Origin of the sequence: Lentzea sp. NPDC059081 (assembly GCF_042738015.1) — a bacterium.
GTDB lineage: Bacteria > Actinomycetota > Actinomycetes > Mycobacteriales > Pseudonocardiaceae > Lentzea.
This window is the reverse complement of sequence record NZ_JBHYGW010000004.1, coordinates 1-13,606: the sequence shown is the minus strand read 5'-3', so window position 1 is coordinate 13,606 and position 13,606 is coordinate 1. Positions and strand designations below refer to the sequence as shown.

At 70.0% G+C, this 13,606-nt stretch carries 13 protein-coding genes; all 13 read right to left on the bottom strand.

Translation table 11 applies throughout. The features are described from left to right. Positions 1-43 precede the first annotated feature (43 nt). The 13 genes from ACFWV3_RS10575 to ACFWV3_RS10515 all read right to left on the bottom strand — a co-directional run bounded on the left by ACFWV3_RS10575 (position 44) and on the right by ACFWV3_RS10515 (position 13,310). Positions 44-481, bottom strand: coding sequence for a tetratricopeptide repeat protein (locus tag ACFWV3_RS10575; protein ID WP_382410526.1), 438 nt, complete (start codon positions 479-481; stop codon positions 44-46). Continuing rightward, positions 478-1,215, bottom strand: coding sequence for a 4-hydroxy-tetrahydrodipicolinate reductase (dapB, locus tag ACFWV3_RS10570; protein ID WP_382410524.1), 738 nt, complete (start codon positions 1,213-1,215; stop codon positions 478-480). Before dapB ends, ACFWV3_RS10575 begins: the two co-directional genes overlap by 4 nt. Continuing rightward, a complete protein-coding gene (locus ACFWV3_RS10565; protein WP_382410522.1) occupies positions 1,212-2,513 on the bottom strand; it encodes a M16 family metallopeptidase in 1,302 nt (433 codons plus the stop codon). Before ACFWV3_RS10565 ends, dapB begins: the two co-directional genes overlap by 4 nt. A 98-nt stretch (positions 2,514-2,611) precedes the next feature. After that, on the bottom strand, positions 2,612-4,852 hold the full coding sequence (locus ACFWV3_RS10560; RefSeq protein WP_382410520.1) for a polyribonucleotide nucleotidyltransferase: 2,241 nt from the start codon (positions 4,850-4,852) through the stop codon (positions 2,612-2,614). Between the two features lie 237 nt (positions 4,853-5,089). Further along, on the bottom strand, positions 5,090-5,359 hold the full coding sequence (gene rpsO / locus ACFWV3_RS10555) for a 30S ribosomal protein S15 (protein WP_030471762.1): 270 nt from the start codon (positions 5,357-5,359) through the stop codon (positions 5,090-5,092). A gap of 127 nt (positions 5,360-5,486) precedes the next feature. Next, positions 5,487-5,933, bottom strand: coding sequence for a 2'-5' RNA ligase family protein (locus ACFWV3_RS10550; RefSeq protein ID WP_382410518.1), 447 nt, complete (start codon positions 5,931-5,933; stop codon positions 5,487-5,489). After that, positions 5,930-6,409, bottom strand: a complete 480-nt coding sequence (locus ACFWV3_RS10545) for a helix-turn-helix domain-containing protein (RefSeq protein WP_382410516.1) — start codon at positions 6,407-6,409, stop codon at positions 5,930-5,932. The genes ACFWV3_RS10550 and ACFWV3_RS10545 overlap by 4 nt, the downstream gene beginning before the upstream one ends. Before the next feature lie 85 nt (positions 6,410-6,494). Beyond that, positions 6,495-7,427 carry a bifunctional riboflavin kinase/FAD synthetase gene (locus ACFWV3_RS10540; RefSeq protein WP_382410514.1) on the bottom strand — a complete coding sequence of 311 codons (933 nt, stop codon included), beginning with the start codon at positions 7,425-7,427 and terminating at the stop codon, positions 6,495-6,497. A gap of 47 nt (positions 7,428-7,474) precedes the next feature. Beyond that, on the bottom strand, positions 7,475-8,362 hold the full coding sequence (gene truB / locus ACFWV3_RS10535) for a tRNA pseudouridine(55) synthase TruB (protein WP_382410512.1): 888 nt from the start codon (positions 8,360-8,362) through the stop codon (positions 7,475-7,477). Positions 8,363-8,373: 11 nt separating this feature from the next. After that, entirely contained in the window at positions 8,374-9,699 is a 1,326-nt protein-coding gene (locus tag ACFWV3_RS10530) for a nitrate/nitrite transporter (RefSeq protein ID WP_382410510.1), read from the bottom strand. 130 nt (positions 9,700-9,829) lie between these two features. Further along, on the bottom strand, positions 9,830-11,131 hold the full coding sequence (locus tag ACFWV3_RS10525; protein WP_382410508.1) for an MATE family efflux transporter: 1,302 nt from the start codon (positions 11,129-11,131) through the stop codon (positions 9,830-9,832). A 62-nt stretch (positions 11,132-11,193) separates the two neighbouring features. Beyond that, positions 11,194-12,327 carry an ROK family protein gene (locus tag ACFWV3_RS10520; RefSeq protein WP_382410506.1) on the bottom strand — a complete coding sequence of 378 codons (1,134 nt, stop codon included), beginning with the start codon at positions 12,325-12,327 and terminating at the stop codon, positions 11,194-11,196. Then, a complete protein-coding gene (locus tag ACFWV3_RS10515) occupies positions 12,324-13,310 on the bottom strand; it encodes a bifunctional oligoribonuclease/PAP phosphatase NrnA (RefSeq protein WP_382410504.1) in 987 nt (328 codons plus the stop codon). The genes ACFWV3_RS10520 and ACFWV3_RS10515 overlap by 4 nt, the downstream gene beginning before the upstream one ends. Positions 13,311-13,606 lie beyond the last annotated feature (296 nt).

The following is a 13,606-nucleotide window of genomic DNA, read 5'->3' as shown; positions in this document are numbered from 1 at the left end:
CGGGAACCCCTGCGTATCAACGTACTCACCACCCCCGACAAGATCAGGAGTGCAGCTCGATCGCCTTCCGCATCGTCTCCCGCGCCCGCCCGCGGTCCCCCGCGATGTCGTACGCGTGAGCCAGCCGGAACCAGACCCGCCAGTCGTCCGGCGAAGCCTCGACCTCGGCCCGCCGCTCCTCGAACCACGAGTCCGCGGCCTCCCGATCGACCCGCCCGGACGGACGGCGCGGCAGGTGCGAGACGTCCGGCAGCAGGTCGTCCGCGTCGAGCTCGCGCGCCATCTTCTCGGTCTCCCACCCGAACCGCAGGTTCGAGTACACGAGCCACACCCCGAGCAGCGGCAGGATCAGCACGCCGACGCCGAGCAGCACACCGACCAGGGAACCGGTCTGCAGCAACGCGACCGCGCGGCCGGCTAGCAGGACGAAGTAGACCGCGAGAGCCGCGATCAGCACTCCAACGGTGATGCGGACCTTCACAGGTCGAGGTACTTGTCGAGGCCAACCGCAAGTCCGGGACGGGAGACGATCTCCCGCACGCCCAGCACGACGCCGGGCATGAAAGACGTGCGGTGCAACGAGTCCTGGCGCAGCGTCAGGGTCTCGCTCTCGCCACCGAACACGACCTCCTGGTGCGCGATCATGCCGGAGATCCGCAGCGAGTGGACGCGCACGCCGTCGATCGCGGCGCCGCGCGCACCCGGCTCCTCGACGGTGGTCGCGTCGGGCATCGGGTCCATGCCGGCGCGCGCCGCCGCGATCAGGCGGGCGGTGTGCGCGGCCGTGCCCGAGGGCGCGTCGGCCTTGCGCGGGTGGTGCAGCTCGATGATCTCGGCCGACTCGTAGTAGCGGGCGGCGATCTCCGAGAAGCGCATCAGCAGCACGGCGCCGATGCCGAAGTTCGGGGCCACCAGCACACCGACGTGCGATCGACCCTCGAGCAACGCCTCGACGGCGGCCAGCTTCTCGGCGTCGAACCCGGAAGTGCCCACCACGCAATGGATTCCGGCCTCGACGCAAAACGCGAGGTTGTCCATCACGACGTCGGGGTGCGTGAAGTCGACGACGACCTGGGCACCGGCGTCGACCAGCGCGGACAGCGGGTCGTCGGCGTCGATCGCCGCCACGACCTCCATGTCCTTCGCGGCCTCGACCGCGCGGACCACCTCGGAACCCATGCGGCCCCGCGCGCCGAGAACTCCGACGCGAATCATGCAATCACCTCGTGTACCTGGTCCGGCAGATCGTCGGCGTGATCGTAAGGTCCCACCACCGCCGCGGCGACGGGCCTGCGCAGCAGCTCACGTGCGAGCAGCGCCACTTCCTCGGCGGACACCTCGTCGATGCGCGCCAGGGTCGCTTCCACGCTCAGGTGGTCGCCGTAGTTCAGCTCCGACTTGCCGATGCGCGACATCCGCGAGCTGGTGTCCTCCAGGCCCAGCACCAACGCGCCGCGGAGCTGTCCCTTGCCGCGCGCCACCTCCGCGTCCGAGAGGCCGCCGCGGGCGATGTCCACGAGCACCTCGCGGATCACGCCGGCGGTCTCGCCCAGCCGGTCCGGCTGGCAGCCCGCGTAGACGGAGAACGTGCCGGTGTCCGCGTAGAGCCCGACCGACGAGTACACCTGGTAGGCCAGGCCCCGCCGTTCGCGCACCTCCTGGAACAGCCGCGAGCTCATGCCGCCGCCGATCGCCGCGTTCAGGACGTTCAACGCGAACCGGCGCTCGTCGTGGCGGTCCAGGCCCTTCATGCCGAGCATCAGGTGCGCCTGCTCGGTGTCGTCGGTGTGCAGCACCAGCTTGCGGGCGTCGGCGATGCGCGCACGACCCGCTCGGGGCGCCACCGCGCTGCCCTCCCGCGACAGCCGGTCACCGACGGCCTTGCGCACCAGGCGCATCACCTGCGCGTGCTCGATGTTGCCCGCGACGGCGAACACCATGCGCGGCAACGTGTAGCGCTTCTTGTAGAACGAGAACAGGTTGTCCCGCTCCATGTCCTGAATGGACTTCTCGGTGCCCAGCACCGGACGCCCCAGCGCGTGCCCGCCGAACAACGCCTCGATGAACGCGTCGTGCAGCAGGTCCTCGGGGTCGTCGTCGCGCATCGCGATCTCCTCGAGCACGACACCGCGTTCGGTCTCGAAGTCGCGCGGACCGCAGATCGCCTCGAACACCACGTCCGCGACCAGGTCCACCGCCAGCGGCAGGTCCTCGTCCAGGACGTGCGCGTAGTAGCAGGTGTGCTCCTTGGCCGTGAACGCGTTCAGCTCACCGCCGACCGCGTCGATCTCCTCCGCGATCGCCGCGGCCGTGCGGCGCGCGGTTCCCTTGAACAGCAGGTGTTCCAGGTAGTGCGCGGCACCCGCGACCTCGGGCCGTTCGTCCCGGGAACCGACCTGCACCCACAGCCCGACCGAGGCGGACCGCACGCCCGGGATGCGCTCGGTGATGACCCGCAGGCCCGAGGGCAGCATGCTGCGCCGCACCTCGGACCCCGCGGACGTCTCGAGCACGCGCGTGCTGCCGGGCTTCTGCAGATGCCCCGGCGTCGCAGTACGCGGACGGCCGCGGGTGGTTGCACCCGCGGCCGTCACGTTGTTGCTCGTCGCACTCACTGCGCGGGAGCCGCCTCAGCAGCGGTTTCCTCCGCGGCCGGAGCGTCGGCCGGCTTCGCCGCGTCCTCTTCGGACACGACGACCAGGCTGATCTTGCCGCGCTGGTCGATGTCGGCGATCTCGACGCGGAGCTTGTCGCCGACCTTGACGACGTCCTCCACCTTTGCGATGCGCTTGCCGTTGCCCAGCTTCGAGATGTGGACGAGGCCGTCCTTGCCGGGCAGCAGCGAGACGAACGCGCCGAACGCGGCCGTCTTCACCACGGTGCCCAGGAAGCGCTCGCCGACCTTCGGCAGCTGCGGGTTCGCGATCGCGTTGATCAGGCCGATCGCGGCCTCGGCCGAGGGGCCGTCCGCCGCGCCGACGTAGATCGTGCCGTCGTCCTCGATGGAGATGTCGGCACCGGTCTGCTCGGTGATCGAGTTGATCATCTTGCCCTTCGGGCCGATGACCTCGCCGATCTTGTCGGTCGGGATCTTCACCGACGTGACGCGCGGCGCGTAGGCGCTCATCTCGTCCGGGTCGGAGATGGCCTCGGCCATGACCTCGAGGATCGTGTAGCGCGCGTCGCGGGCCTGGCCCAGCGCCTGCGCCAGCACCTCGGACGGGATGCCGTCGAGCTTCGTGTCGAGCTGCAGCGCCGTCACGAACTCCTTGGTGCCCGCGACCTTGAAGTCCATGTCGCCGAACGCGTCCTCGGCACCGAGGATGTCGGTCAGCGCCACGTAGCGGGTCTCGCCGTCGACCTCGTCGGAGACGAGACCCATCGCGATGCCGGAGACCGGCGCCTTCAGCGGGACACCCGCGTTCAGCAGCGACAGGGTCGAGGCGCAGACCGAGCCCATGGACGTCGAGCCGTTGGAGCCGAGGGCCTCGGACACCTGGCGGATCGCGTACGGGAACTCGTCGCGCTTCGGCAGCACCGGCATCAGGGCGCGCTCGGCGAGCGCACCGTGGCCGATCTCGCGGCGCTTCGGCGAGCCCACGCGGCCGGTCTCACCGGTCGAGTAGGGCGGGAAGTTGTAGTGGTGCAGGTAGCGCTTGTGCGTCTCGGGCGACAGCGAGTCGATCTGCTGCTCCATGCGCAGCATGTTCAGCGTGGTGACACCCAGGATCTGGGTCTCGCCGCGCTCGAACAGCGCCGAGCCGTGCGTCCTCGGGATCACGGCGACCTCGGCACCCAGGTCGCGGATGTCGGTGAGGCCGCGGCCGTCGATGCGGACCTTGTCGCGCAGGATCCGCTGGCGCACGAGCTTCTTGGTCAGCGAGCGGAACGCGGCGCCGACCTCCTTCTCGCGACCCTCGAACTGCTCGGCCAGCTTGTCGAGCGTGGCGGCCTTGATCTCGTCGAGCGTGGTCTCGCGCTCCTGCTTGCCCGCGATGGTCAGCGCCTGGGCGAGCTCACCGGAGGCAGCGGACTCGACGGCCTCGAACGCGTCGGCCTGGTAGGCCGGGAACGTCGGGTAGTCACCGGTCTCCTTGGCGGCGACCTGCGCGAGCTGCGCCTGCGCCTCGCAGAGGACCTTGATGAACGGCTTCGCGGCCTCGAGACCCGCGGCCACGACCTCCTCGGTGGGGGCGACGGCGCCCTCGCCGATCAGGTCGATCACGTTCTCGGTGGCCTCGGCCTCGACCATCATGATCGCGACGTCGCCGGACTCGACCACGCGGCCCGCGACGACCATGTCGAACACGGCCTTCTCGAGCTGCTCGTGCGTCGGGAACGCGACCCACTGGCCCTCGATCAGAGCGACGCGGACGCCGCCGATCGGGCCGGAGAACGGCAGGCCGGCGAGCTGCGTCGACGCGGACGCGGCGTTGATCGCCACGACGTCGTACAGGTCGGCCGGGTTGAGGCTCATGACCGTGATGACGACCTGGATCTCGTTGCGCAGACCGTCCACGAAGGACGGGCGCAGCGGACGGTCGATCAGGCGGCAGGTGAGGATGGCGTCCGTGCTCGGACGGCCCTCGCGCCGGAAGAAGGAGCCGGGGATGCGGCCCGCGGCGTACATGCGCTCCTCGACGTCCACCGTGAGGGGGAAGAAGTCGAAGTGGTCCTTGGGGTGCTTCGACGCCGTCGTGGCGCTCAGAAGCATCGTGTCGTCGTCCAGGTACGCCACCACGCTGCCGGCGGCCTGACGCGCGAGGCGCCCGGTCTCGAAGCGGATGGAGCGCGAGCCGAACTTGCCGTTGTCGATTACGGCAGTCGCCTCGTGGACTTCAGTGTCCGTCATTTACTTGTCTGCTCCTCGTCTTTTGGACACCGCTCACGCTTCTGGTGACGAGGCCGGTCTTCGATCGAAGCCCCCTGGGGCGAATCCACCAGGGAACCACTACCGAGGACCGGCGCGAAAACTGCTTCTCGCGCGACGCGGGTCCTGTTGTGCTTCCTCTTTGCAACCAGGGATCTGTATACACCCGGTTGTGCGCCGAGGGGGAGTGACCGGCCGGTCACTCCCCCTCGGCAAGTGTCACCTGCGCAGACCGAGGCGCTGGATGAGCGCGCGGTAGCGGTTGATGTCCACCTTGGTCAGGTAGTTCAGCAGACGGCGGCGACGGCCGACCATCAGCAGAAGACCACGGCGGGAGTGGTGGTCGTGCTTGTGCTGCTTGAGGTGCTCCGTGAGGTCCGCGATGCGCTTGCTCAGCAGGGCGACCTGCGCCTCGGTGGAGCCGGTGTCGCTGTCGTGCAGCCCGTACTCGCCGAGGATGGACTTCTTCTGCTCCGTGGACAGTGCCACTGGGTGAATCTCCTACTTGTTCAGGTCCGTGCGGCCCCACGCCCGCCGAATTGCTGGCCGGGGTAGCCGGTGCTGGCCGCCACGGACCGCAGCCAGACCCAACTGCGAAGGCTATCAGGCACCGTGCTCAGCGGCGCGCTGACGTGCGCAACCCCACCCGCGACACGGATGTGTACACGCCGTCGGCACTGCTCACGAGCACCGCCTCGGATGGCTGCCACGGGCTGCTCAGGAACTCCGGCATCGCCTGGCCCCCGTACCCGTAAGCCACCGTCAGGTGCGCGAACCAATCATCGCCCGCACCCGCCGACGTCGCCAACCGATTTAAGTCGCCGGCTATTCCCGCCCAGAGGACCTTGCCGCGGAAGACGCCGAAGTTCCTGAGCCGGATTTCGGGGACCTCGTGGCCTTCGAGCGCCGCGAAACGTTCCTCATCTGCGGTTTCGCCGTGAAAGCACAGCGTGATGTGCCACTTGAAGGGTTTCGTCCATTCCAGGCCGATGCCCGGATCGAGCACCGCGCTCAGCTCGTCGACCACGTTCGGCGGCGGGAAGAGCGCGGTGAACAGCGTCACCTGCCTGCGGCCCTGATGACGCGGCGGAACAGGTCGGCGATGGCCGGGAAGTCGTCGGAGAGCAGGTCGGCCGCCTGCTGCAGCTCGGAGCGGTCCGCGACGCGGCGCAGCACCGGATACGCGACGCTCTCGTCGCCGTTGACGGGCAGCGAGTCGCGGGACACCGTCGGCTTGGACTCGCGCACGTCGTCGAGCGCGCGCTGCAACGCCTCGGGAGCCCCGGTCGCCACGTCCGGCGTGAGCACCTTGCGCTCCAGCATGATCATGCGGGCGAGCACGGACGGGTTGCCGATCTTGGCCCGGCGGCCGCTCATCACCTGGCTGAGCATGGGCGCGCTGATCCCGAGCACGTCCGCGAGCTGGGCCTGGGACACGTTGAAGGCCACGACCAGGCGGCGCACTCGGTCACCCAGGGGCTCCCCGTACCACTCCCGCTGAAGCGCGAGGTTGCGCTGCACGATCTTGTGGTCCTCCACCGTTGGCCTCTCCAGTAGCCCGCACTCTGCCCCGCATCCTGCCAGCACAGCGGCTTTCAGATGCCCATTTCGCCTGATCTGACGTTCACGACTCCGCGAGCAGTTCCCTCGTTCGGTCGACATCCCGGTGCATCTGTTCCAGCAGCGCCTCGACGGAGTCGTACTTCTCCATCTCGCGCAGCCTCTCGACGAAGTCCACGGCGACCCGCTGGCCGTAGTAGTCCTCGTCGACGTCCAGCACGAACGCCTCGACGCGCCGCTCCCGCCCGGAGAACGTCGGGTTGGTCCCCACGCTCACCGCGGCCTTAAGGCGCGCGCCCTTGGCGTCGGTGAACCAGCACGCGTAGATGCCGTCCGCCGGCACCGCGGCGAACTTGGGCGTCGACAGGTTGGCGGTCGGAAAGCCCAGGTCCTTGCCCCGCCCGTCGCCCTTGACGACGATCCCCTCCAGACGGTGCGGGCGCCCCAGCGCCTCGGCCGCCGCCTTCACGTCCCCCGCGTCGATGCACGCGCGGATGTAGGTGGACGAGTACGTCACCTCTTCTGCGGACACCAGATCAGCCCCCTCGGTCGCGAACCCGAACCGCTGCCCGAGCTGGCGCAGCAACGCGACCGTACCGGCCGCCTTGTACCCGAAGGTGAAGTTCTCGCCCACGACGACCGCCGCCGCGTGCAGCTTCTCGACCAGGACCTCGTGCACGAACTCGTCGGCGGGCATCCGGGAGGTCTCGAGGCTGAACGGCACCACCACGAAGTGGTCGATGCCGAGCTCCTCGACCAGCCCCGCCCTGCGGCGCAGCGTCGTGAGCTGGGCGGGGTGGCTGCCGGGGCGCACCACCTCGGACGGGTGCGGGTCGAACGTCATCAGCACCGACGGCAGGCCGCGCTCCCGGGCGAGCTCGACGGCCCTGCCGATGAGCGCCTGGTGCCCTTTGTGGACTCCGTCGAACACACCGATGGTGACCACGCAGCGGCCCCAGCCGCCGGGGAGGTGGTCGAGACCGCGCCAGCGTTGCACGGTGATCAGCCTACGTCGGCCGCCCTGCCCGCTGCTCGACACCTGTCTCAGCCCGCCGGGCTGAGCACGACCACCGGCTTGCAGGCGGTGCCCTCGTCCTTGGCCAGCGCGATGACGTGCCCGTCCGGCCCGAACACGCCGTAGGTGCCGTCGATCCCGCCCGCGCGCAGCCGCTGCCCGTGCGACAGCGCCGACGCCTCGGCCGGGTCGATCTCGCGGCGCGGGAACGCCGTGGCGACCGCGGCGTCGAGGTCGAGCGACAGGCCGGGCGTGTCCTCCAGCTGCTGGAGCGTCCGCGCCACGCGGAGGTCGAACGGGCCGACCCTGGTGCGCCGCAACGCCCCCAGGTGCCCGCCGACACCGAGTGCGACGCCGAGGTCGCGGGCCAACGCGCGCACGTACGTGCCGGAGGAGCACTCGACCATCACGTCGAGCAGGACCGTCTTGTCCTCACGTCGCGTGAACAGCACGTCGAACCGATGCACCGTCACGGGCCGTGCGGGGATCTCGACCTGTTCACCCGCACGTACTCGTGCGTACGCGCGCTTGCCGTCGATCTTCACCGCGGACACGGCCGACGGCACCTGCTGGATCGGGCCGGTCAGCTTCGCCACCTCGGCGGCGACGGCGTCGTCGGTCACCTCGGAGGCGTCCACAGTGGACAGGACCTCGCCCTCGGCGTCGTCCGTGGTGGTGGACGCGCCGAGCACGATCGTGGCGAGGTAGGCCTTGCTGTCGAGCGCCAGGTGGCCGAGGAGCTTGGTGGCGCGTTCGATGCCCAGCACGAGCACGCCGGTGGCCATCGGGTCGAGCGTGCCGGCGTGCCCGACCTTGCGGGTGCCGAGGATCCTGCGCACACGCGCCACCACGTCGTGCGAGGTCATGCCGTCCGGCTTGTCGACGACGACCAGGCCCGGTGCAACAGAGGGTTTCACGGCGGCAAATCCTAAGCGACGCGCAGAGCGTCCCAACGACGACGCCGGATCTGCACCGGCACGGTCTCGCCGCGCTCCTCGGCCGCGAACACGGCGGCACGCGCACGCCGCCACCACACGAGCATCCGCCAGCCGCCCACCACGAGCACCAGCACGCAGAAGCTCAACGCGATGCGGAACGCGGTCTGCGGGCTGAGCACCCCTTCGACGAGGTCCAGCAGCACGCCGACGCCCAGCGCCGTCACCGTCACGGCGAGGAAGCCGCCGACGTTGACCAGGCCGCTCGCCGTGGACTGGCGGTGCGACGGGTTGTAGTCGCGGGCCAGCGCGAACGCCACGCCGGAGATCGGCCCGCCCACGGTGAGCACGAGGAACACCACGGCGAGGACCGGGGCCGGCACGCGCCCGCCCGGCCACAGCAGCAGCACGGCCCAGCCGGCCAGTGCGAACGCCAGGAACCCGACCGAGATCGGCATGCGCCACTCCGGGTTGCGCGAGAACAGCCCGCCGATGATCGGGCTCGCCACGATCGCGCCGACGACCAGCAGACCGAGCGTCGAGGACGCCGCCTTCGGGGACATGCCCTGCGCCTGCACGAGGTACGGGTAGCCCCACAGCAGGCCGATGACGGCCGGTGTGGACATCGTGCTGAAGTGCGCCCAGAACCCGAGACGGGTGCCCGGGACGCTCCACGCCTGCCGCACCTTCGGCCAGATCTTCTTGAACGGCACGGGTTCCGGCTTGGGCGCGACGAACCCGTCCGGCACGTCGCGCACCCGCAGGAACGCCACGGCCGCGTACAGCGCGGTGATGCCGCCGGCGATGAGGAACGCCCACGTCCAGCCGATCGAGCCGAGCATCAGCGTCAGCGGCACGGTGGCGACGAGGTTGCCGACGCCGCCGATAGCGGCCGTGACGGCGACGACGAGCGAGTACTGGCGCGGCGGGAAATGCGTCGCGACCAGGCGGATCACGCTGATGAACGTCATCGCGTCACCCATGCCGAGCACGGCTCGCGCGGTGAGACCCAGCGCGTAGGAGTCGGCGACGGCGAAGAGCAGCTGGCCGGTGCCCATGAGCAGCGCGGCGACGGTGAGGACGCGGCGCGGCCCGTAGCGGTCGACGAGCAGGCCGGTGGGGATCTGCATGAGGGCGTAGACACCGATCTGCAGCACGGTGAACACACCGAGCTGCGCGGGTCCGAGCCCGAAGCGTTCGCTCGCCTCCAGACCGGCCACGCCGAGCGTGGTGCGGTGGAACAGGGCGGCGAAGTAGACGAAGACGGCGGTGGTCCAGATCAGCCACGAGGTTCTGGTGGCGCGATCGACCGACGGCAAGACGGCACTCTCCCAGGTCAGAGGTAGGCAGACATTAGTTACATCGCCTAAACAACCTTCTTGGTAACGATTCCATGCCGTGAGGTCGACCACAGCGGCCGATCGGGGTGCGGGCCTGTGAGCAGGCCCACTAGCGCACCGCGCCCTCCACGGCCCACTCCCCCGACCGAGCCCGCCAGAGCACCGCCACCAGCCGCAGCACCATGAACGCCGACAGCCCCGTCCAGATGCCGGCGAGCCCCCACCCGAACGCGTACGAGGCCCACACCAGCGGCAGGAACCCGACCACCGCGGACCCGAGCGTCGCCGTGCGCATGAACTTCACGTCACCGGCACCGAGCAGCACGCCGTCCAACGCGAACACCACACCCGCGATCGGTTGCAGCGCAACGAAGAACCACCAGGCGTGCGGGATCTCGGCGAGCACGCCGGCGTCCGAGGTGAACGCCCGCGGCAGCACGGTGAACAGCGCCGCGAACACGGCCCCGAGCCCGATGCCGAACACCAGCCCGTACCGCGTGATCTGCCAGGCGAGCGTCTCCGCCTGCTTGCGCCGCGACGCGCCGAGCGCCGCGCCGACCAGCGACTGCGCAGCGATGGCCAGCGAGTCGAGCACAAGCGCGAGGAACGTCCACAGCTGCAACACGACCTGATGCGCACCCAACGCACCGACGGACGTCCGTGCCGCCACGGAAGCCGCACTGATGAAGCACGCCTGGAACGCCAAACTCCGCAGCACCAGGTCGCGCCCCATGCCGAGCTGCGCGCGCATGGCCGTCCATTGAGGCCGCAACGACACGTGCTCCGCGATCAGGGCCTTGAAGAACAGCGACGCCGACAGCACCTGCGCCACGACGTTGGCGATCGCCGAGCCTTCCAGCCCCCAGCCGGCGCCGTAGACGAGCGCGGGACACAGCACCGCGCTGATGCCGTTGCCGATCAGGATGTACTTGAGCGGTCTCCTCGTGTCCTGGACGCCGCGCATCCACCCGTTGCCGGCCATCGTGACGAGGATGAACGGCGCCCCGAACAGGGCGATCCGCACCCACTCCACCGCCGCGTCCGCGACAGCGCCGTCCCCGGCGAGCAGCTCCGCCAACGGCCGCGCGAACACCTGTCCCAGCAGCACGACGAGCACGCCCGCCGCCAGCGCGAGCCAGGTCGCCTGCACGCCCTCCTCGACGGCCTCCCCGCGCCGCCCGGCCCCGTGCAACCGGGCCGTGCGCGCCGTCGTGCCGTACGAGAGGAACGTCAGCTGCGTCGACACCTGCGTGAGCAGCACACCACCGAGCGCCAGCCCGGCGAGCGGCAACGCGCCCAGATGCCCGACCACCGCCGTGTCGACGAGCACGTACAACGGCTCGGCCGCCAGCACCCCCAGTGCGGGCACCGCCAGCCCGATGACCCGCCGAGCGGGAACCCGATCCTCCACCCGTCGAACCTAAGCGCTGACGACGCCGTCCGTCCGGTGACGGCGACCACTCACGCCACGACTCACGAGCGCTGGGGCAGCCCGAACACCCGCTCGCGCGCCACCGCGAGCGCCGAGTGCAGCGCCCCCGACCGCACCGGGTTCGCCGTGATCTGCGCCAGGCTCACCGGCGTCCGCGGCACCACCAGCTTCAGCAGCTCCGCCGCCACCAGGTCGCACAACGTCTCGCCACCGGCCTGCGCCACCCCGCCCGAGAGCAGCACCAGCTCCGGGTCGAGCACGCACACCACGTTCGCCAGCCCCAAAGCGATCCTACGAGCGAGGTCCGACAAGAACGCGCGCCCTTCGGTCCCCGCGGTCAGAGCCTGGGCGACCGCCTTCAGCCCGGACTCCGCCGTGATCCCGTGCGTCGCCGCCAGCGCCACGATGGCCTCGTTGTCGACCAGGTCGCCGTACCGGCCGCCGGGGATCTGCATCGAGTCGATCTCACCGGCGCCGCCCGTGACCCCGCGCAGCAGCACGCCGTTGACGACGACCGCCGACCCGATCTCGTCCGCCGGCCAGAACAGCACGAAGTTCCGCACGCCCGCCGCCCGGCCGGAGCTCATCTCCTCCAGCGCGGCGAGGTTGATGTCGTTCTCGATCGACACCGACGTGCCCAGCAGGTCGCGCAACGTCGACGGCAGGTCGACGTCCACCAGCCCCGGCAGGTGCGGCGCGAACCCGAGGTGCCCGGTGGACGGGTCCACCGCACCCGGCGTGCCCACCACGACGTGCGACAACGCGTCGAGCCGCAACCCGGCCAGCGCCGCCGCCTTCTGCACCGTCTCGCGGAACGCCCGCAGCGTGTGCTCCTTGGGCATCGGCGCGCTGTGCTCGGCCAGCAACGACCCCGTGATGTCCGCGACGACCACGTCGATCATCTCCGGCGACAACGCCACCGCCGCCACGTACCCGACACCGCCGTTGACGGCCCACATCTGCGCCCGCGGCCCACGCCCACCCCCGCGCAACCCGGTGCGGACGACCATGCCGTCCTCCTCGAGCCGAGCCAGCAGCTGGGCGGTAGCGGGCTTGGACAGCCCGATGACCTCCTCCAGCTCGGCCCGCGTCATCGCACCGCTGCGCAACAACGTCTCGATCGCGGCGCGGTCGTTGATCTCCCGCAGCAGCCGCGGACTACCAGTCCGTGTCATGACCCCACCCGCTCCAACGCGCCCTTCAGCGCGGCAACGACCTGCTCCGAGCCCCCGTCGAAGGTGAACCCGGCCGCCAGCCGGTGCCCACCACCCCCGAGGACCTGCGCCACCTCACGAACGTCGACCACACCGACCGCCCGCAACGACACCGACCAGTGCCCGGGCCGCAGCTCCTTCAGCACAGCGGCCACCTCGGCCTCGGACGTGGAGCGCACGACGTCGATCACGCTCTCCACCTCCTCGCTGCGCACCTCACGAGCGTCCTCGAGCCCGACGACGGCATGCACCAGCCCCAGCCCACCCGCGGCGCCCCGATCCAGCTCGGCCCGCGCCAGCACCCGCGACAACATGCCGAGATAAGCGAACGGATGAGCATCCATCAGCGGCCGCGTAACGGTGTACGCGTCAACCCCGGTCTGCAACAGCCGAGCCGCCGTCTCATGCGCAGCGGGCCCGGCCTTGCGGAATCCCCCGGTATCGGTGACAAGCCCGGCGTAAAGACACCGAGCGATCGGCTCGTCGACCTCGACGTCCATCTCGTCGAGCAACTTCAACGCGATGAGCGCAGTCGCCTCAGCGTGCTCATCAATGCAATGCACAGTCCCGTACCGCGTGTTCGACACGTGGTGGTCAACAACGATGACGGGCCCCCGCGCATTCGCAACCCGATCCCCCAACGGCCCGAGCCGCTGCACGCTGCCGGTGTCCATGACCACCAGCAACTCCGGCGCCACCGGCACCTCATCGCGGTGAACCAGCAACCCGGCGACGTCCAACGCCCGCAAACTCTCAGGCACGACCTCGGGCGCCCCGAACGCCACGCGCACTGCCACCCCACGCCGGTGCAACGCGAGCCCAACGGCCAATGCACTCCCGAGCGTGTCGGCATCGGGATTGATGTGACTGAGCAGGGTCACATCACGGGCGTCGGCCAGTAACCGCGCGGCCTCGGCAATGGTGGTGCTCAGGTCGTCTGCCACAGGGAGACGTTAGCCGCTGAACGTCCGAATGTGCTGTGCGGCACCCTCGGACAAGACAGTTTCCATCCGATATCCAAGCATCGGCGCACCACCCGCGAAGCCAAGGCAAGCCGCCCCAGACGCAAAGCCGGGGGGCGAGCCGCTCTCAACCACGAGGCCGAAGGCGAGCCGAAGCGAAGGCGAAGCCGAGCCGCTCTTGGCTTTTGCTCTTGGCTTTTTCCATGCGCTCGGGTGGGGTGGTCCCGTCACGAGCAGTGCTGACGCGTTTGGCCGCGCGCGAGGAGGGGTGTCAACCC

Coding starts and splice junctions, on each gene's coding strand:
- dapB (WP_382410524.1), bottom strand. CDS start 1,215: ATGATTCGCGTCGGAGTTCTCGGCGCGCGGGGCCGCATGGGTTCCGAG.
- ACFWV3_RS10520 (WP_382410506.1), bottom strand. CDS start 12,327: ATGACACGGACTGGTAGTCCGCGGCTGCTGCGGGAGATCAACGACCGC.
- ACFWV3_RS10560 (WP_382410520.1), bottom strand. CDS start 4,852: ATGACGGACACTGAAGTCCACGAGGCGACTGCCGTAATCGACAACGGC.